The following is a 17,135-nucleotide window of genomic DNA, read 5'->3' on the forward strand; positions in this document are numbered from 1 at the left end:
CGGTGTGACGGCGGCCTTAGCCGCCGATCAGGCGGTTGCCCGCCTCGTTCATGTTGTCGCTGGCCTTGAACAGCTTCATCTGCATCTCGAAGCTGCGGTTCAGGCTCATCACGGCGACCATTTCCTCGATCGCCGACACGTTGCTGCCCTCCAGGGCGCGGCCGCGCACGGTGACGTTCGGATCGGCCGGCAGCGGGTCGCCGCCGCGCGGCACGATCAGGCCCGCCTCGTTCTTGGTCAGTTCCGCGCCCTCGGCGTTCACCAGGCGCAGGCGGTCGACCACCTGCATCAGGGTGCCGCCTTCCGGCATGACCGAGATGGTGCCGTCGCCCGCGATGTCGACCGCGGTGTGCGGCGGCAGCACGATCGCGCCGCCTTCGCCCAGCAGCGCGCGGCCCTGGACCGAGAGCGCGCCGTCGGCGCCGATGTCGATCGCACCGGCGCGGGTATAGGCTTCGCCGTCGCCCCATTGCACCGCCAGGAAGCCGGCGCCGTTCAGGGCCACGTCGAGCGGACGGCCGGTCTCGCGCACCACGCCGGCGCGGGTCGAGATCGTGTCCGCCTCGGTCTTCGACAGGTGCACGTCGTCATAGCCGTAGCCGCCCAGCGCCTGCACCGAAGCCAGTTCGATATTCGCGCGAAAGCCCGGGGTGTCGGCATTGGCGAGGTTGTTCGCGCGTACCTGCTGGGCGCGCATGGTGCGCTCGGCGCCGCTGACGGCGGTGAAGATCAGCTTGTCCATGTGCTTACAGCGCCTGCATCAGGGCCTGCATCATCTGGTTCTCGGCGGTGATGACCTTCGAGTTGGCCTGGTAGTTGCGCTGCGAGGTCATCAGGCCGACCAGTTCCGCGGTGATGTCGACGTTCGAGCCTTCCAGCGAGCTGGTGGCGAGCTTGCCGCCCAGGCCCACGCCCGGCGTGGTGTACAGCGGATCGCCCGAGCTGTTGTTGGCGACCCAGCTGGTGTCGTTGATCGAGGTCAGGTTGCCTTCGCTGGCGAAGGTGGCGAGCGCCAGGGTGCCGACGATCTGGCGCTGGTCGTTGCTGTACTTGGCCACCACCGAGCCGTCCGCCGCCAGGTCCACGCCCAGGAAACTGCCCGACGGGTAGCCGTCGGGGCGGTTGGTGGTGGTGTTGGCTTCGCCGGCGAACTGGGTGGTGCCGGTATAGTCGATCGCGAAATTGATCGGGCCCGCGCCGTTGGTCGGGGTCAGGGTCAGGGGCGTGGTCGGGATGCCGGCCGGCAGCTGGCCGTTGGCGCCGAAGCTCAGGTTCCTGGTCGCCGCGAGCGGGGCTCCGCCATCGAAGGCGTAATGCACGGTCACGGTATTGGCCGGGGCCGCGGCCTTGACGAAATACTGCGACACGGTATGCTCGCCGCCGAGCGCGTCATAGACGACCGACTGCTTCACCATGTTATAGGTATTCGCGTTGGCGGGGTCGAACGGCAGGGCCGGCGCCGTCCAGTCGGCCGACAGGTTGCCGACGTAGCTGACCCTGGTGCTGGCCACGGCCGGGATCTGGCCGGTCGGGATCCTGATGTCGCCCATCGGGCCCTGCACGCCGTTCACGGTCGGGCCATAGCCCTGCGCGCGGCGGCCGCTGGCGTCGATCAGGTAGCCGTCCTTGCTCGGCTCGAAGATGCCGACCCGGGTGTACGAGAGCACGCCCTGGCTGTCGCGGCCGACGAAGAAGCCGCGGCCCTGGATCGACGCGTCCAGGCCGCGCCCGGTGCCGATCGCGCTGCCGTTGCGGCCGATGTTCTGGGTGACCGAGCCGATCTGCACGCCATTCGCCTGCTCGCCGGCATACACCGACGAGAAGTTGGCGCGGCTGCTCTTGAAGCCGTAGGTGCCGGCGTTGGCGATGTTGTGCGAGACGGATTCCAGCTGCTCGTTGATGGCCTGGATGCCGGACAGGGCGATGTTGAAGCTCATGGTGACTCCTTTCAGTGATCCGTGGACAGGGCCGCCATCCGGGCCGCCGTGGTCTTGCCTTTGAAACCAGTAATCTTTTCGGGGTCGACGTCGCCGATGCCCGCGACCTGCAGCAGGACGCCGCCGCTGGCGGACACGCGCACGCTGTCCAGGCGGCCGTTGACTTCGACGGCCGGCTTGGTGCCGTCCGAGGCGATCGCCTTGATGCCGTAGTTCCCCGGCGGCAGGCCGAGCGCCGCCGGGTCGATCGTGAACGCCAGCGCGCCCGGGCCGTGCGAGGGCAGGTCGATCTTGTGCTCCTTGCCGTCGACGCCGGTCAGCACCAGCTGGGTCAGGTTGCTGGCGCCTTCCAGCTGCACGCTGCCCGAGATCTTGCCCTCGCCCAGGCGCACCTTCTCCGTCGCCACTGAGACTTCGGTGCCGACCTGGCCGCCCATCGCCAGCACCTGCAGGTTCTGCAGCATGCTGGCGCTGGCGGCGGTGGTCTGCGCCAGGTTCTCCAGGGCCTCGGTCTGCGACAGCTGCGTCAGCTGGCTGACGAACTGGCTCGGGTCGCTCGGCGACAGCGGATCCTGGTTGCGGATCTGCGCCACCAGCAGCTTGGTGAACAGGTCGCGGTTCTCGTTGACCGGCGCGTGGGTGACGACCTGGTCGTCCGTGGTCCTGGGCGCGGCGGAAGGGGGGAAGTTGTAGCTGCTGTTGGTGGTGCTCATGCCTCAGGCCTCGCCCAGTTTCAGCAGCGACTGCTGCATCGATTTGATCCGGCCCATCACTTCGACGTTGGTCTCGAAGGCGCGCGAGGCGGCCATCATGTCCGCCATCTCGGCCACTTCGTTGACGTTCGCGTAGTACACCATGCCGTCGGCGTCGGCCAGCGGATTGTCCGGCTCGTGGACCCGGCGCAGCGGCTCGCTCGACTGCACCACGTCCAGCACCTGGACCCGCGCCACGCCCTGCTCGCCGACCATGGCGGCGAACACCGGCTTGCGGGCCCGAAAAGCCTCGGCTTCGGAACCGGCGACGGCGTTGGCGTTGGCCAGGTTGCTGGCGATCGTGTTCAGGCGCACGGTCTGGGCCGCCATGGCCGAACCGGCGATCAGGGAGATGTCTTTGAAGGAACCCATGCTTATTGTCCGTTGATGGCTTTGGCCAGGCCGCGCAGCTTCATGTTGATGAAGGTCAGGCTGGTCTGGAAATCGGAAGCGTTCTGCGAGAACGCGGCCTGCTCGACGCCGATCTCGACGGTGTTGCCGTCGGCGCTGGGGTGGTAGGGCACGCGGTACAGCGGGCCGTCTTCCGACAAGGTCGGCGCGCCCGCCTCGAGGTCGAACCGTTCCTGCAGCGCTTGCGCGAAGTCGATGTCGCGCGCCGTGTAGCCGGGCGTGCTTTCATTGGCGATGTTCGACGCCAGCACCCGCGTGCGCTCGGCGCGCAGGTGCAGGGCGTCGTCGTGCACGCCCAGGGCTTCCTTGAAATTTATCGACATGGCAATCCTCCGTCGGTGATCTGCAGCGTGTGTTTTGAGTAGAATGGGTCTTCTTCGACGCGACCCGTATTTACAATGATGTCTTTCCGTACGGCAATTTTTGTTATTGTAACCTCTCTTTTCGCTCCTGCGTCAGGGGCGGCGCAAACTCTTGCGGCGGAAGTGGAGGAGGCTGCGCGTAACTTTCTGGACAGGCAGGCGGCCGCCAGCGGGCTGCGCGAGCCCAGGTTCGAGCTGAGCGTCGTCACCTCGCGTGCGGCGCCGCCCTGCAGCGTCGCGCCCGCGATCGAGGCCCTCGACACGCGCCAGCCGGCGCGCACGCGCTTCGTCGCGCGCTGCCCCGATGGACGCGGTTGGCGCCACGAGTTCGTGGTACGGGCGCGCATCTCGGCCGAGGTCGCGGTCACGGCCGCGCCGGTGGCCGCCAACCAGCAGCTGGCGGAATCCGACCTGGCCCTGGAACGGCGCGACATCACCCACACGCCGGACGCGGTCGCGCCCGCGCAGGCGGTCGGCAGGAGCAGCCGGCGCAGCCTGCGGGCGGGCGAGGTGCTGCGCGCCAGCCAGCTGGCGGCGCCCCTGGTGGTCAAGCGCGGCGACCAGGTGCTGATGGTGGCGCGCCACGAGGGCGTCGAGGTCAGCATGGCGGGCGAGGCGCTCGACGCCGGCGCGCACGGCGCCGTGGTCCGGGTGCGCAATGCGGCCAGCGGACAGGTGGTGCGCATGCGCGTGGCGGGCGCGGGCACCGTCGAACCGGTCGACCAGCCCATCACTCGCTAGTTCCCTGCAGTTGCGCGGCCAGGCGGGCCAGCTTGGCCGCATAGGCCGGGTCGGTGGCATAGCCGCCGCGCGCCAGTCCCTGGGCGAAGGCCGCCGCATCGCTGCCGGCGCCGAGCGCGCCGCGATAGCGCGGATTGTCGATCAACAGCTGCGCATAGTCGCGGAAGGCGCTGGCCTGGTCCGGGTAGGCGCGGAAACGCTCGCGCGTCGCCAGCTTTTCGCCGTTCACGTATTCCGTGGTGGCCGCTTCGCTCACCGCGCCTTCCCAGTTGCCGCCCGTCTTGATCCCGAACAGGTTGTGGCTGGCGGCGCCGTCGCCGGTGCGCAGCAGGCGCTGGCCCCAGCCCGATTCCAGCGCGGCGTGGGCCGACACCAGTTCCGGCGCCACGCCCAGTTTGTCGGCGGCCTCGCGCGCCCAGGGAGCGATGCTTTCCAGGAAGGCCTGCTGCTGGGGCGAGTCGGGGCCGGCGCCGCCAGGCGCCAGCAGTCCCGCCGCGCGCGCACGCCACACGCTGCCTTCGGCGCTGAGCGTGGAAGCAGCGGTGCTCCCGGCGTCGCCCTGCCGGATGTAGTGCTCCACCTCGTCGCGCAGCTCGCCGAACAGGCGGCCGAAACCGGCGTCGCCGCCTTTCATGGCCGCGGTGGGCCGGGTGGCGCTGGTGGGCGCGAGCGGCCCGATGCGGGCGGCGGAGGGTTCAGCGCGGCTCATAGATCTGCTCCTCGCCATGCAGCACGCGCTGCATCACCGAATACTGTTCCGCCAGCAGCGCGCCATTGCGGCTGGTGGCTTCCTTGCAGGCGCGGACGATCCGTTCCAGTTCGCCCCAAGCGGATGCGATCGCGCCGCGCGCGGCCGGCGCCAGGCTGGCGAAGTACTGGTCCATCGTGGCCTGCGGGCCGAGCAGGGCGCGCACCAGGGCGAGGCGCTGCCGGCGCCGCGCGTCGATCGCGTCGAGCAGTGGCGAGAGTTCCGCCGCCAGCGCCGCCAGTTCGGCGCTGCGGTGGCGCACGGCGGCGTCGAACTGGCGTTCCAGCAGGGCGAACACGGCCGAGCTGTCGATCAGGTCGGCCTGCACGTCGTCGAGCAGCCGTGCATTGGCCTGCTGGCGGGTCATCTTGGTCATGTCAGCGGCTCCCGTGGAATTTCTGGATCAGGCCGGCCAGGCGCGCCGGGTCGAACGGCAGTTCGCCGCGCGCCAGCGCATCGCGCAGTTCGGCCACCCGGGCGGCGTCGAAGTCCGGCAGCGCGCGCAGCGCTTCGCTGGCGGGTTTCAGCACTTCCGACTGCAGCGCGGCAGCCGGGGCTCCCGCCGGCGCGGGCTGGGCCGGCGCGCTCGCGGGCTGGGCGCCAGGGGTCACGGTCGAGACGGGGGATCCGGTAATTTTCATGCGGTGGGCTCGGGTTTTCGATTGGATCGTCATGGCTGGTCCGGCAATTGGCGGCGCAGTTCTTCCAGGGCTGCCGCATTCGGCATGCTGACCGACGCGTCCTTGCCCAGCGCCTGGCTCGGGCCCGGTGCGCCGAACATCGCGGACACCGCGCGCGCCTGGGCGCTGGTCAGGATCATGAGTTCGATGCGGCGGTTCACGCCCGCCAGCGGTTCCTTGGGGTCGAGCGGACCGCGGTCGGCCATGCCGACCACCTGCAGCACGCTGTCGGCGCGCATGCCGCCGCCCAGCAGTTCGGCGCGCGCCGCCAGCGCGCGGTCGGTCGACAGCGCCCAGTTCGAGTAGCCGCCCGCATCGGGTCCGGCGAAGCGCGACGAGTCGGTATGGCCGATGACCAGCATCTGGTTCTTCATCCGGGCGAACAGGGGTCCCATCTTGCGCAGCAGGCGCGCGAAGCGGCCGGTCGGCAGCGCGCTGCCGCGCATGAACATGCCCTGGCGCTCGGTGTCGTGCAACATCACGCGCAAGCCATAGGGGGTGACCACGGTGGCCAGGTTCGAGGCCAGGCCGGCATCCAGACTGAGTTCGGCCAGCGCCTTCGACAGCGCCGCCAGGTCGGACGGCGACTCGTAGGCCACGCGCGGCGCGCTCGGGCTACCCGGGCCCTGGTTGCCGCTGGTGCCGGCGATGGGCAGCTCGAAGCGTTCGATCATGCTGCCTGCCGGTTCCGCCGCGATCTGCGGCTTGGCGCCGAGGCCTTCGAGCATGCCGCTGTCGGTGGCGTCGCGCACGATCTTCTTCAGGTTCTGCTGTTCGCGCGCGGCGATCAGCCACAGCACCAGGAACAGGGCCATCAGCGCGAGGCAGAAGTCGGCGAACGCCACCTTCCAGGCGCCGCCATGCTCGTCGTGCTGGTGCCGGCCGCCGCCGCGCTTGACGATCGTGGATTCGTGCTTTTCGATCAGTTTCGACATCGGACCCGTCATCCCGTCATCCGGTCGCTGGTACGGCGCCGCTTGTTCTGCGATTCGTCCTCGCCGCCCATGGCGGTGATCCACTGCTCGAGCTGGGCGAAGCTGGGCTTGGTGTTCAGCTGGATCAGGCGGCGCCCGGCGTCGATCGCCAGCAGCGCCGGCTTGCCGGCCACGTGGGTGCACAGCACCACCTTGACGGTTTCCATGGTCGAGGCTTCGGAGTTGACCAGCTGCTTCATCATGTTCGCCAGCGGCTCCAGCAGGCCGTAGCAGAAGAAGATGCCGATGAAGGTGCCGACCATGGCCGCGCCGACCTTCTCGGCGATCTCGCCCGAATCGGCGCCGCTCGAGACCGAGAACATCGCCATCACGATGCCCAACACCGCGGCCAGGATGCCGAAGCCCGGCATCGCCTCGGCGATCTTCTGCAGCGACCTGGCCGGCTGGGTCAGTTCCTCGTGGATGGCGTCGAGCTCCTGTTCCAGCACGCCTTCGAGTTCGTGGGCGTTGATCTTCCCCATCGCCATCAGGCGGAAGTTGTCGACGATGAAGGCGAGCAGCTTGGGTTCCTCGAGGACGCGCGGATAGCGCTGGAACAGCGGGCTTTCGGCCGGCGCCTCGACGTGGGCGTCGAGCGCCTTCAGGCCGCCGGCGGCGGTCTGCAGCAGTTCGTACATCAGCAGCAGCAGCTGGCGCTGGAATTCCGAATCGTGCTTCTTGCGCGCCGCCACCTTCTTGAGCTGGTGCGCCATTTCGGCCAGCACGTGCTTCGGATTGCCCAGCACCAGCGCGCCGAAGGCGGCGCCGCCGATGATCAGGAGTTCGGTCGGGTGGAAGATGGCGCTGGCGGTGCCGCCCATCAGGGCGAAGCCGCCGAAGACGCAACCGAGCACGATGGCGATTCCGAGTAATTGCTGCATGAGGTCAGGCCTTTCTGGCTTTTGATGTTGTTGGTCCGGGTCAGACGCGCTGCAGCGCGGCCTTCATTTTCGCCAGTGCGCTCTTGTTGAGCTGGCAGACGCGGGCGTCCGACAGGTCGAGCACGGCGGCGATTTCCTTGTAGCTGAGTTCAAACTCGTAGATCATCTGGATCACCCGCTGTTCCTTCTCGTTCAGGCTGCCCAGCACCTGTTCCAGGCTGCGCCGCACCAGGTACCGTTCTTCCGGACCGGGGGCGCTGTGCGCCTGCTCGGTCGCTTCCTGCAGCAGCTCGTCGAAGCTGAGCATTTCCTCGGCGCCCTCGTCCAGCAGGTGCTGCCGGTATTCCTCCGCGGTGACGCCGAGCGCCTCGGCCGCTTCCTTCTCGTTCGGCTCGCGCCCCAGGCGGCGGGTGAGGGCGCGCACGGCGTCGCGCAGCCGGTGGCTGTCCTGGCGCACCGCGCGCGGGCGCCAGTCCTGGCGGCGCAGCTCGTCGAGGATGGCGCCGCGCACGCGCAGCGAGGCATAGCTGCCGAAGCCGGCGTCCGGCGACCCGTAGCGGCGCAGCGCCTCGAGCAGTCCCATGAGGCCGATCTGCTCCATGTCCTCGCGCGAGACCGCGCCGGACACCTGGGCGTTCAGCTGGCGCACGATGCGCTTGACCAGCGGCGCATAGGCCACCAGGTGGCGCTGCTCCTCGCGCGGATCCATGCCCGCGCCCGCGGCCGCCTCCTGGTAATCGCCGGCGGCGGCATCGAGGTAGTCGGCTAGATAGGCCACGTCATCCCCGTTCCAAGCTCACTCGATGATCAGCTTGCCGACCATGACTTCGGAAAACGGCTTCAGGTGGTTTTCCTTGACATAGGCGGCGTCGAAGGTCTTGTTCAGCTGCGCGGCATACTGGTCGACCGTCATGGCCGAGGCTTCGGCCAGGGTGCGGTTCGACAGCGCCGACAGGGCGATACTGCGCAGCAGCGGCAGGTGCTCCTTGGCTTCCTTCTCGTCTTCCGGCGTGGTGGCCAGCACCAGGTCGACCGACAGGTAGTGCGCGGCCTGCTCGTTCGGGGCGCGGCGCAGCATCACGATCACCTTGTCGAGGGTGACGTACCTGGTCGGCTTCTTTTCCGGGGCCGGCCGGGGCGGCGCCTCGGCCTTGACGGGCACGGGGTTCAGGTACCACATGGCGCCGCCGGCGGCGGCCGCGGCGGCCAGCGCGACGCCGGCGAATGCGATGATCAGTTTGGCTTTCATGGGGGTTCGCTCAGTCGCGTCCATTCAGGGAAAACAGGAGGTCCGGATGCGGCGCGCCGGCGTCGAGCAGCGCCATGCCGGGCGTGTGCTCCTGCTCGCGCGGCTGGCGTCCGCGGCCCTGGGCATCGGCGCCGAACTGGGCGCCGGCCTGGGCGCGCGCCGGCGCCTGGGTCACGCTGACCGACACCTCGGTGTACTGGCGCTGGGCCAGGTCGTTGCGCAGGTTGTCGCTCACCGTGTTCAGCTGGCGCAGCACTTCGCCGTGGGTGGCCGAGATATGCACTTCCAGGCTGCCGGCGGCGTGGCGGATCGAGATGTCGATCCGGCCCAGTTGCGGCGGTTCGAGGCGGATCATGGCCTGCTCGACGTTCTTGCCGAGCTGGAGGTCGAGGCGCTCGCCCAGGGCTTCCTGCAGGCTCCGGCGCCAGGCCGCCGGCGGACCGGCCAGCGCCACGGTGTCGGCGGCGCGCGCCGGAGCGGCGCCGGCGGCCGGCGGGTTCACGCCCCAGCCCGCGCCGCCGACGGCGCCGGCGTCGAAGGAGGCGGCGACCGGCGCGCCGTCGCCTGCCACGGGGGCGGCCTGGACTGGCGCACCGGCGCGGGCCGGCAGGGCGCCGCCGGCGTCTGCGACCGGCAGCGGCACGGCGCCGTCTTGCGGCAGCACAGGGACGCTGGCAGCCGCAGGCAGGCTTGCCCGGGCTTCGGCGCCCGGCGCCGCCGCGACGCCCACCAGCGCTTCGGCGTCGGCGGCTGGCTGCGCAGGAAGGCCTTTCGCGCCAGGCATCGCCATCATCATGGCCGGCAGCGTGGCCGGCATCAGCGGCATCGCCATCGCGGCCAGCAGCGCCGCGCCTGGCGTGGCGCCATCGAGCGGCGGCTCGTCCTCTCCGGTGGCGATTTCTTCCGTGTCGGCGCCGGGTTCGTCCGGCAGCGCCGGATCGGACTGGAGCGCAGCAGGATCGGGGTCGAGCCACGCCAGGAAACGCTGGACACCGGGCGCCATCAGCGCCGGGTGGGCGGGCAGGGCTGCCGCGGCTGCGGCGCCCTCATGCGCCGCGGGCAGGGGCGTGTTGTTCATCGAAATAGTCATCGAGGGGTGTCACCAGATTCGAGTTCGCCCGCGAGGGCATAGGCCATCCAGCCTTCCTTGTTGTTGCACAGCTCGTCCAGGCGCGCCTGGAGCAGCGCGGCGCCCGCCGCGCAGGCCGCGGCCGCGCCTTCGTGGGCCGTGCGCAGGCGCTGCAGGGCCGCGCGTTCGGCGGCGCTCCAGGGACCGTGGGCGGCCAGGGCCTGCAGGCGCGGCGCCAGCTCGCGCACGGCCTTCTCCAGCAGGTCCCAGTCGGCGCGTCCGCCGGCATCGGCGAGGACGGCGGCCAGGCGCTCGATGTTGCGGGTCCTATCCATTGCGCTCCTGGACGCCGTTCCAGCCCTGGCGGATGGTGGCCAGGACGCGGATCACCTCGTCGACCATGTCCGGGTCGAGCCTGATGCCGGCGCCGTGCAGGTGCGCGGCGCAGAAGTCGTAGATGCGCGCCAGGTTGGCCACGGTCTCGCCGCCCTGCTCGAAATCGAGCGAGCTGGAAAGACCGTTGATGATCTCGACGCATTTGTCGATGCTGGCCGCCTTCTGCTCGTAGCGGCGCGCGACGATGTGGGCGCGCGCGCGCGCCAGCTCGTCGAGCAGGCCGTCGGTCAGCAGCAGGACCAGCTCCACCGGGGTGGCGCGCGAGGTCTGGGCGTCGAGGTTGACGGCGTGGTAGCTGCCGTAGGCTTCGTGATAGGACATGGGGTGCTCGTCAGTCTTTGTTACCGAACAGGGAATCGAACAGGGAAGAGTGCTGGTTCATCATGCCCTGCACGGTCTGCAGCTGGGTGAACTGGCGCAGGTAGCGGCCATAGGCGGCTTCTTCCTCCTTCTTCAGGGCCACCAGGCGGTCCTCGACCCGGGACTGCTGGCTGCTGGCGGCGTCCTTGCGCTGCTTGATCTGACCGTCGACACCGTTGCTCCAGCTTTTCAGGTACTTCTCGAGCGCGCCGGCGATCCCGGTCGGGCTGGAGCTCGACGCGCTGCCGATCAGCGCATCGAGGCCGCCCGGCTCGGCGGCCAGCTGGCTCTTCAGGCGATCCGTGCGCAGCTCGAGCGTGCCTTCGCGGGTGGCGATGATGCCGTAGGCGGCCAGGGTGTCGCCGCTGACCGGGCGCAGCAGGCCGACCAGGCGCGCGTTCAGCGCGCGGATGCCGCTGTCGTGGGCGAAGGCGCCGCCGGCGACGTTCTTGGCCGGATCGCCGGCCTCGGTCAGCTTGTTCAGCGTGGTCTTGAGCTTGTTGTAGGCGTCGACGAAGGCCTGCACGTTGGCGGTGGTGGCCTCGAGGTCGGCGCCGACCGTGACCGTCAGCGGGGCGCTGCCGCTGGCCTGGGCCTTGGTGAACGTCATCTTCACGCCGTCGATGTTGGTGAAGGTGTTGCTGGCCTGGACGATCGCGGTGCCGGTCTCGGAGCCGACCCGGATCTCCGCGTCCTGGGCCGCCACCAGGGTGCGCACGCGCGCCGGGTCGGCGTTTGCGGCAGCAAGGCTGGACGGGCCGGTGACGGCGCTGGTGTCGATCGTGATGGCGGTGTTGGCGCCGGTGTTCTTGGCGGTCAGCACCAGCTCCGAAGTGCCGCCGGTGGTGACGATCGAGGCCGTGACCTTCGCATCGTTGCCGGCCGCGCCGTTGATCGCGGCGGCCAGCTCGCGCGTGCTCAGGGTGCCGTTGCCGTCGCTGTCCGCGGCCGAGAGGTTGACGTTGAACGCGGCGGCGCCGCCCATCCTGATGGCCAGGTTGCCGCCGACGCCGGCGTTGTCGGTCAAGCCGGTGTAGGAGACCTGGCTCGCGGTGGCGACCTGCTTGACGAAGAACGCGTAGCTGCCGGCTGTCGCGCTGGCGCTGGCGGTCGCGCTGCCGAGCGTGGTGTCGCTGAAGCTCGCGGTCTGGGCGAACAGGGTCTTGTTCAGGCCGGTGAGCGCGCCCAGGCTGGTCTGGAAGGCCAGCATCGCCGAGTTCAGCTCGCCCAGCGCCTGCCCGGTGGCGACGGACTGGTCTCCCTGGAACTCCAGGAGCTGTTCGCGCGCGAGCACGTAGGAGCGGGCCAGGCTCGCGGCCGTGCTGCGCGGGTCGTAGGTAGGTGCGGTGATCGGCGATGCCATTGCTGCTCTCCTTTGTGCTGTTGTCGCGGCTACGCCGCCCGTCCGGCCATCCAGGATTGGGTGGCGATATCGTCTTCCCGCTTGCGGGTCGCGCGGTCCTGCTCGCGCGCCAGGGCGGCCTGCTGTCGTTCCAGGACCTTGTCGAGCAGCTCGCGCCGGGTCCATGCCTCGCTCAGCCTGCGCTGCGCGACCGCCATGTTGGCCTCGTGCAGGTGCAGGTCGACGCGGTGCGCGTCGGCCATCGCCAGCACGCCCTGCTTGTAGGCGCCGCAGTTCAGCGCCAGCGCCGGCGTCAGCGCCCCTGATGCGCCGCTGCCCTCGGCCAGCGCACCGAGCCGCGCCAGGTTGTTCTGGTAGCGCGTGCGGGTCGCTTCCTGGCCGGCCAGGTCGGCCTGCAGGCGCTCGACCTCGGTGCTGCGCAGGCGCACCAGGGTGTCGAGGCTGTCGATGCTGTGTTGTTTATTCATGCCATCAGCGCTTTCAGCTGGTCCACGCAGCCGGGCAGGGGCGCGGCTTCGCGCGTGCCCTGGCACAGGAAGGCTTCGATCTGCGGCTGCAGGCGTACCGCCTGGTCGGTCTCGGGATCGGCGCCCGGCACATAGGCGCCGAGCGGAATCAGGTCGCGCACGCGCGCATGGCGCGCCAGCGCCGCCTTCAGCTTGCGCGCGGCCAGCGTGTGTTCCGGGCTGGCCACCTGGGCCATGCAGCGGCTGATCGACTGGGCGACGTCGATCGCCGGATAGTGGCCGCGCTCGGCCAGTTCGCGGGTCAGCACGATGTGGCCGTCGAGGATCGCGCGCGCCGAGTCGACCACCGGATCCTGCTGGTCGTCGCCTTCGGCCAGCACGGTATAGATCGCGCTCATGCTGCCGTTCGGGTTCTCGCCGTTGCCGGCCGATTCGACCAGCTGCGGCAGGTTCGAGAACACCGAGGGCGGATAGCCGCGCGTGGCCGGCGGCTCGCCCAGCGACAGCGCCACCTCGCGCAGCGCCATCGCGTAGCGGGTCAGCGAATCGCACAGCAGCAGCACGTTCTGGCCGCGGTCGCGGAAGTGGGCCGCGATCGCATGGCACATCTCGGTCGCCATCACGCGCATCAGGGGCGACTCGTCGGCCGGCGCCACCACCAGCACGGAGCGTTTCAGGCCCTCGGGGCCCAGCGAGCGCTCGACGAATTCGCGCACCTCGCGGTTGCGTTCGCCGATCAGGCCGACCACGATCACGTCGGCCACGGTCTGGCGCGTGATCAGGCCGAGCAGGACCGACTTGCCGACCCCGGAGCCGGCCATCAGGCCGACGCGCTGGCCCTTGCCGATGGTGAGCATGGCGTTGATCGCGCGCACGCCGACGTCGAGCGGCTCCGCGACCGGGGCCTTCTTCAGCGGGTTGACCCGGGGCGGGGCGCCGGACAGCGGCTGGTCGCCGCCAAGCCTGCCGAGGCCGTCGATCGGTTCGCCCATGCCGTTGACCATGCGGCCCAGCCAGGACGGTCCGATCATCAGGTCGCTCTGGGGCGGCGCCGGCAGCACGCGTGCGCCGGTGGCCAGGCCGTTGGCCTTCTTGAACGGCATCAGGTAGGAGATCTTTTCACGGAAGCCGACCACCTGGGCGTCGAGCCAGCCGCCGTCGACGGTCTCGATGCGGCAGCGCTGGCCGGTGTGCAGGCGGCAGCCCGCGGACTCCAGCAGCAGCCCCTGGGCCCCGACCAGGCGTCCGGTCGGCGTGGCCACCGGCACCGCGCCGATGTCGAGCGCGCGCAGGCTGTCGGCGAGCGCCGTCATGCCGCTTCCTCCTCCGCGCCGAGCTGCTCGCGCACCTGGTCCATCACGGCCGCCAGGCGGCCCTGGCAGCCGGCGTCGACCTCGTTGTCGCCGCAGCGCACGCGGCATTCGCCCGGTGCCAAAGCCGGGTCGGGCAGCAGCGACCACTGGCCGGCGCGCTTCGGATCGAGTTCCACCACCCGGCGCAGTTCTTCCGGATTCAGGAACACCTCGACCTGCTCGCGCGAGGGCGGCATCACGGCCAGCGCCTCCTCGACCAGGGCCAGCAGCTGCACCGGCTGCAGCGCCAGTTCGGCGCGGATCACCTGGCGCGCGACCTTGCCCACCAGGTCCACGACTTCCTTGCGCTGCGCGGCGCGCAGCTCGGCCTGGAGCTGTCCCAGGGCCTCGAGCATGGCGTCGATCGGACCGGCCAGCTGTCCGAACCGGGCCAGCGCGCTGGCGCGGCCTTCCTCGAGGCCGCGCTGCAGGCCCTCGGCATGGCCCTGCGCCAGGCCCTCGGCGCGGCCCAGGTCGAGGCCGGCCTCGTGGCCGTCGCGCTGGCCCTGGCGATAGCCGTCGGCCACCGCGCTCTGCCAGTCTTCGCCGGCGCTGTCCGGATTGGCGTCGCCCGCGCGCGGCGCGCTGAACTGGGCCAGCGGCGGGAAGTGATAGGACCGGAACGGCTTCATTCGGCGGTGGCCTCGGCAAACAGCTGGACGTCGATCTCGCCGGCGTCGGCGAGCTGCTTCACGGTGGCCATGATGTCGCGGCGGGTCTGCTCGATGCGCGACATCGGCACCGGACCGGAGCGGCGCATCAGGTCCTCGAAGCTCTGCGCCTGGCGGCGCGGCATCGCGGTCAGGATGGCGTCGCGCAGGGCCGGCTCGGCGCCCTTGAGCGCGATCGCCCACTGCTCCAGCGGCACTTCGTCAAGCAGGCGGGTGATGACCTGTTCGGTCTGGCGCGACAGGATGAAGAAGTCGTACATCGACATCTCGATCTTCCCCACCACGTCCGGATCGTGGGCGCGCAGCAGCTCCACCATGCCGGCGCGGTTGTCCTGCAGCCGGTTGATGATCTCGGCCACCTGGCGCACGCCCTCGACGCTGGCGCTCTGGGTGTCGAGCGCCGCCAGGCAGCGGTTCACCAGTTCTTCCAGTTCGTGCAGCACGTCGCGGTCGATCTCGTCCAGGCGCGCCATGTTCAGCAGCACCAGCTCGCGGCCTTCTTGCGGCAGGGCCTCGAGGATCTGGCTGGCCAGCGCCGGCGGCAGGAAGGCCAGGAACACGGCCTGCATCTGCACGTGCTCGCTGGAGACGAATTCGGCCAGCCACTTCGGCGAGGCGTACTGCAGGCGCGCCATCATCGGGCGGATCGCATCGCCATAGATCGTGTTCAGGACGCTGTTCGCGATGTCGCTGCCGAGCGCCAGGTCGAGCGAGCGCTTCAGGTAGCTGCGCGAGGCCCCGTGCAGGCCGCTCTGCTGGCGGTAGTCGTCGAAGAAGTTCTGGACCGCGGTCTTGACGGCGTCGACCTTGATGCCGCTCATGCGCGACATGACCTGGGTCAGCTCCAGCAACTCCTCGCGTTCGAGGCAGCGCAGCACCGCGGCGGCCGGCTCTTCGCCGATCGACAGCAGCACGATCGCGGCCTGTTCGACCGGTGTCAGGGCGCCTTCCGCGCCGTCGAGGTTATTCAGGTCGGCCATGTTTTTTCTGTACCCATTGTTTGACGACTTCGGCAACGCGCTCCGGCTCCTTGGCCGCCAGGACCTTGAGGTGGTCGACCATCACGTCGACCGCCGACCCTGCCGGCGGCAGGTCGTAGTTCTCGAGCAGCGGGACCATGGCGCCGGCGGCCGGGGTGCTGCCTGCCGCGGGCGCGCCCAGGGCGGCGACGCTTGGCGCGGAGACGGGCAGCGCGCCGGCCGGCGTGGCGGCGGCAGTGCCCGGCGCGGCGCCCGGCAGCGCCGGAGAGGCCGGCGCCAGCGGCGGCGGCGGCGCCAGGCGGGTGGTGAGCGCGCGCAGCAGCGGGCGGGCCAGCAGCAGGTAGGCGAGCAGGGCGCCGACGGCAACCACGCCCCAGCCGGTCATGTCGGCCACGGTGTCGCGCTCCCGCCACCATTCCTGGGGCGCGGGCGGGGCCGGGAAATTCAGGCTGGAGACGGCCAGCACGTCGCCGCGCGCGGCGTCGATGCCCAAACCGCCGCGCAGGATCTTCTCGATATTCGCCAGTTCGGCCGGGGTGTAGCCGGCCTTGGGATTGGCCGCGCTGGCGTTGTTCAGCACCACCGCCACCGACAGCTTCTTCAGGCGGCCGCGCGAGCGCTTGATCTGGGTGATCGCGCGGTCGTAGGCGTACTGGCGGGTGGTGGCGTTCTTGCGCGCGCTGCCGTCGTCCGACTTGGCGGCGGCGGCATCGGCCGCATCCAGCGGCGCATCCGGCGCGGCGTCGGGGGCGGCCGCGGCCGGCGGACGGTTCGACAGGGTGCCGGGTACGCCCAGCGCCATGCGGTTGCGTTCCATCTCTTCGCGCATCGCCTCGCTGGTGACCTTCGGATCGGTGCCGTATTTTTCCTGGGTTTCCTCGATCCTGTCGTTGTCGACGTCGGCGGTCACGCTGAGCTTGAAGTTGTGGATGCCGAGGATCGGCGCCAGCAGCTCGTTGACGTTGGCGCGCACCTCGTCGGTGTAGCGCCTGGCGGCGCCGTCGCCCTGGGCCGCGCCGTCGAAGCCTTCGGCCAGGTCGACGCGCGCCGACAGGTAGTTGCCGGCCTGGTCGACCAGCGACACGCGGGCCGGCGCCAGGCCGGCGACGCTGCCCGACACCAGGTTGACGATCGCGGCGATCTGTTCGTTCGACAGCGTGCGGCCCGGCTTGACCGCGACCACGACCGAGGCCGAGGACTGGTCGCCGGCGCCGGCCACGAAGGACGAGGTCCTGGCGATCGCCAGGTGCACGCGCGCGGAGGCGATCGCGTCGACGGTCAGGATGCTCTGCGCCAGCTCGCCCTCGAGGCCGCGGCGGAAGCGCACGTCCTGCACGAACTGCGACACGCCCAGCGGATCGTTCTTGTCCATCAGTTCGAGGCCGGCCGGCAGCTGCGCGGTCACGCCCTTGGCGGCCAGCAGCATGCGCACCTTGCCCAGGTCGGCGGACGGCACCAGCACCTGGCCGCTGTCCGGATGCACGCGGTAGGGGATCTGCTCGGCGTCGAGCACGCCCATCATGTCGCTGGCGGCCACCTTTTCGCGCGCGCCGAACACCGGCTTGTAGCTGGACTGGTCCTGCCACAGGACCATCATGATGGCGGCGGTGACCGCCACCGCCAGGCCGAGCAGCAGGGGAAGGTTGTTGCGCAATGCCGGCGGCAGCGCGGGCGCCGCCAGCCTGCCGCCGAAGGCGGACTTGAGGGAGGAGATCACGAAGGCTTCTCTTTGTATGAAGGGA

The 17,135-nt window shown here is 70.2% G+C and carries 22 protein-coding genes; 1 reads left to right on the forward strand and 21 read right to left on the reverse strand.

Annotated elements, in window-relative coordinates; genetic code table 11:
* Positions 1-16: 16 nt before the first annotated feature.
* The 5 genes from H162_RS0101135 to flgB are packed head-to-tail and all read right to left on the reverse strand — an operon-like array spanning position 17 to position 3,423.
* Positions 17-742, reverse strand: coding sequence for a flagellar basal body rod protein FlgF (locus H162_RS0101135; protein WP_020651605.1), 726 nt, complete (start codon positions 740-742; stop codon positions 17-19).
* Between the two features lie 4 nt (positions 743-746).
* The gene (locus tag H162_RS0101140; RefSeq protein WP_020651606.1) at positions 747-1,937 is read right to left on the reverse strand and encodes a flagellar hook protein FlgE; all 1,191 of its coding nucleotides are present in this window, start codon (positions 1,935-1,937) and stop codon (positions 747-749) included.
* Between the two features lie 11 nt (positions 1,938-1,948).
* Positions 1,949-2,650, reverse strand: coding sequence for a flagellar hook capping FlgD N-terminal domain-containing protein (locus H162_RS0101145; protein WP_020651607.1), 702 nt, complete (start codon positions 2,648-2,650; stop codon positions 1,949-1,951).
* 3 nt (positions 2,651-2,653) lie between these two features.
* Complete coding sequence (gene flgC, locus H162_RS0101150) at positions 2,654-3,061, reverse strand: flagellar basal body rod protein FlgC (RefSeq protein WP_020651608.1); 408 nt, start codon at positions 3,059-3,061, stop codon at positions 2,654-2,656.
* A 2-nt stretch (positions 3,062-3,063) separates the two neighbouring features.
* Complete coding sequence (gene flgB / locus H162_RS0101155; protein ID WP_020651609.1) at positions 3,064-3,423, reverse strand: flagellar basal body rod protein FlgB; 360 nt, start codon at positions 3,421-3,423, stop codon at positions 3,064-3,066.
* 162 nt (positions 3,424-3,585) lie between these two features.
* On the opposite strand from flgB, the gene flgA reads away from it, so the two are divergent.
* A complete protein-coding gene (gene flgA / locus H162_RS0101160) occupies positions 3,586-4,203 on the forward strand; it encodes a flagellar basal body P-ring formation chaperone FlgA (protein ID WP_020651610.1) in 618 nt (205 codons plus the stop codon).
* Here flgA and H162_RS0101165 read toward each other — a convergent pair.
* The 16 genes from H162_RS0101165 to fliF are packed head-to-tail and all read right to left on the reverse strand — an operon-like array spanning position 4,193 to position 17,110.
* Complete coding sequence (locus tag H162_RS0101165) at positions 4,193-4,912, reverse strand: glycoside hydrolase family 73 protein (protein WP_020651611.1); 720 nt, start codon at positions 4,910-4,912, stop codon at positions 4,193-4,195. The genes flgA and H162_RS0101165 overlap by 11 nt on opposite strands.
* The gene (gene flgN / locus H162_RS0101170) at positions 4,899-5,327 is read right to left on the reverse strand and encodes a flagellar export chaperone FlgN (RefSeq protein WP_020651612.1); all 429 of its coding nucleotides are present in this window, start codon (positions 5,325-5,327) and stop codon (positions 4,899-4,901) included. Before flgN ends, H162_RS0101165 begins: the two co-directional genes overlap by 14 nt.
* A gap of 1 nt (position 5,328) precedes the next feature.
* A complete protein-coding gene (gene flgM / locus H162_RS0101175; RefSeq protein WP_026354093.1) occupies positions 5,329-5,592 on the reverse strand; it encodes a flagellar biosynthesis anti-sigma factor FlgM in 264 nt (87 codons plus the stop codon).
* Between the two features lie 29 nt (positions 5,593-5,621).
* Positions 5,622-6,566 (reverse strand): flagellar motor protein MotB, encoded by a 945-nt coding sequence (locus H162_RS0101180; RefSeq protein ID WP_040786092.1) that lies wholly within the window; start codon positions 6,564-6,566, stop codon positions 5,622-5,624.
* A gap of 8 nt (positions 6,567-6,574) precedes the next feature.
* Complete coding sequence (motA, locus tag H162_RS0101185) at positions 6,575-7,486, reverse strand: flagellar motor stator protein MotA (protein WP_020651615.1); 912 nt, start codon at positions 7,484-7,486, stop codon at positions 6,575-6,577.
* Between the two features lie 40 nt (positions 7,487-7,526).
* On the reverse strand, positions 7,527-8,264 hold the full coding sequence (locus H162_RS0101190; protein WP_020651616.1) for a FliA/WhiG family RNA polymerase sigma factor: 738 nt from the start codon (positions 8,262-8,264) through the stop codon (positions 7,527-7,529).
* An 18-nt stretch (positions 8,265-8,282) separates the two neighbouring features.
* Positions 8,283-8,735: a flagellar basal body-associated FliL family protein gene (locus H162_RS0101195; protein ID WP_020651617.1), complete on the reverse strand. Its 453-nt coding sequence runs from the start codon at positions 8,733-8,735 to the stop codon at positions 8,283-8,285.
* 10 nt (positions 8,736-8,745) lie between these two features.
* Positions 8,746-9,813 carry a flagellar hook-length control protein FliK gene (locus tag H162_RS29850; RefSeq protein WP_020651618.1) on the reverse strand — a complete coding sequence of 356 codons (1,068 nt, stop codon included), beginning with the start codon at positions 9,811-9,813 and terminating at the stop codon, positions 8,746-8,748.
* An 8-nt stretch (positions 9,814-9,821) separates the two neighbouring features.
* Positions 9,822-10,139 carry a hypothetical protein gene (locus H162_RS0101205; protein ID WP_020651619.1) on the reverse strand — a complete coding sequence of 106 codons (318 nt, stop codon included), beginning with the start codon at positions 10,137-10,139 and terminating at the stop codon, positions 9,822-9,824.
* Positions 10,132-10,521 (reverse strand): flagellar export chaperone FliS, encoded by a 390-nt coding sequence (gene fliS, locus H162_RS0101210; RefSeq protein WP_020651620.1) that lies wholly within the window; start codon positions 10,519-10,521, stop codon positions 10,132-10,134. The genes H162_RS0101205 and fliS overlap by 8 nt, the downstream gene beginning before the upstream one ends.
* A gap of 10 nt (positions 10,522-10,531) precedes the next feature.
* Complete coding sequence (fliD, locus tag H162_RS0101215) at positions 10,532-11,923, reverse strand: flagellar filament capping protein FliD (RefSeq protein ID WP_020651621.1); 1,392 nt, start codon at positions 11,921-11,923, stop codon at positions 10,532-10,534.
* A gap of 29 nt (positions 11,924-11,952) precedes the next feature.
* Positions 11,953-12,390 (reverse strand): flagellar export protein FliJ, encoded by a 438-nt coding sequence (gene fliJ, locus H162_RS0101220; protein WP_020651622.1) that lies wholly within the window; start codon positions 12,388-12,390, stop codon positions 11,953-11,955.
* The gene (gene fliI, locus H162_RS0101225; RefSeq protein WP_020651623.1) at positions 12,387-13,703 is read right to left on the reverse strand and encodes a flagellar protein export ATPase FliI; all 1,317 of its coding nucleotides are present in this window, start codon (positions 13,701-13,703) and stop codon (positions 12,387-12,389) included. The genes fliJ and fliI overlap by 4 nt, the downstream gene beginning before the upstream one ends.
* A complete protein-coding gene (fliH, locus tag H162_RS0101230; protein WP_020651624.1) occupies positions 13,700-14,374 on the reverse strand; it encodes a flagellar assembly protein FliH in 675 nt (224 codons plus the stop codon). Before fliH ends, fliI begins: the two co-directional genes overlap by 4 nt.
* Positions 14,371-15,393, reverse strand: coding sequence for a FliG C-terminal domain-containing protein (locus H162_RS0101235; protein ID WP_020651625.1), 1,023 nt, complete (start codon positions 15,391-15,393; stop codon positions 14,371-14,373). Before H162_RS0101235 ends, fliH begins: the two co-directional genes overlap by 4 nt.
* Entirely contained in the window at positions 15,377-17,110 is a 1,734-nt protein-coding gene (gene fliF, locus H162_RS0101240) for a flagellar basal-body MS-ring/collar protein FliF (protein ID WP_020651626.1), read from the reverse strand. The genes H162_RS0101235 and fliF overlap by 17 nt, the downstream gene beginning before the upstream one ends.
* Between the last annotated feature and the right edge of the window lie 25 nt (positions 17,111-17,135).

It is taken from the genome of Massilia niastensis DSM 21313, assembly GCF_000382345.1.
GTDB classification, from domain to species: Bacteria; Pseudomonadota; Gammaproteobacteria; order Burkholderiales; family Burkholderiaceae_D; genus Telluria; species Telluria niastensis.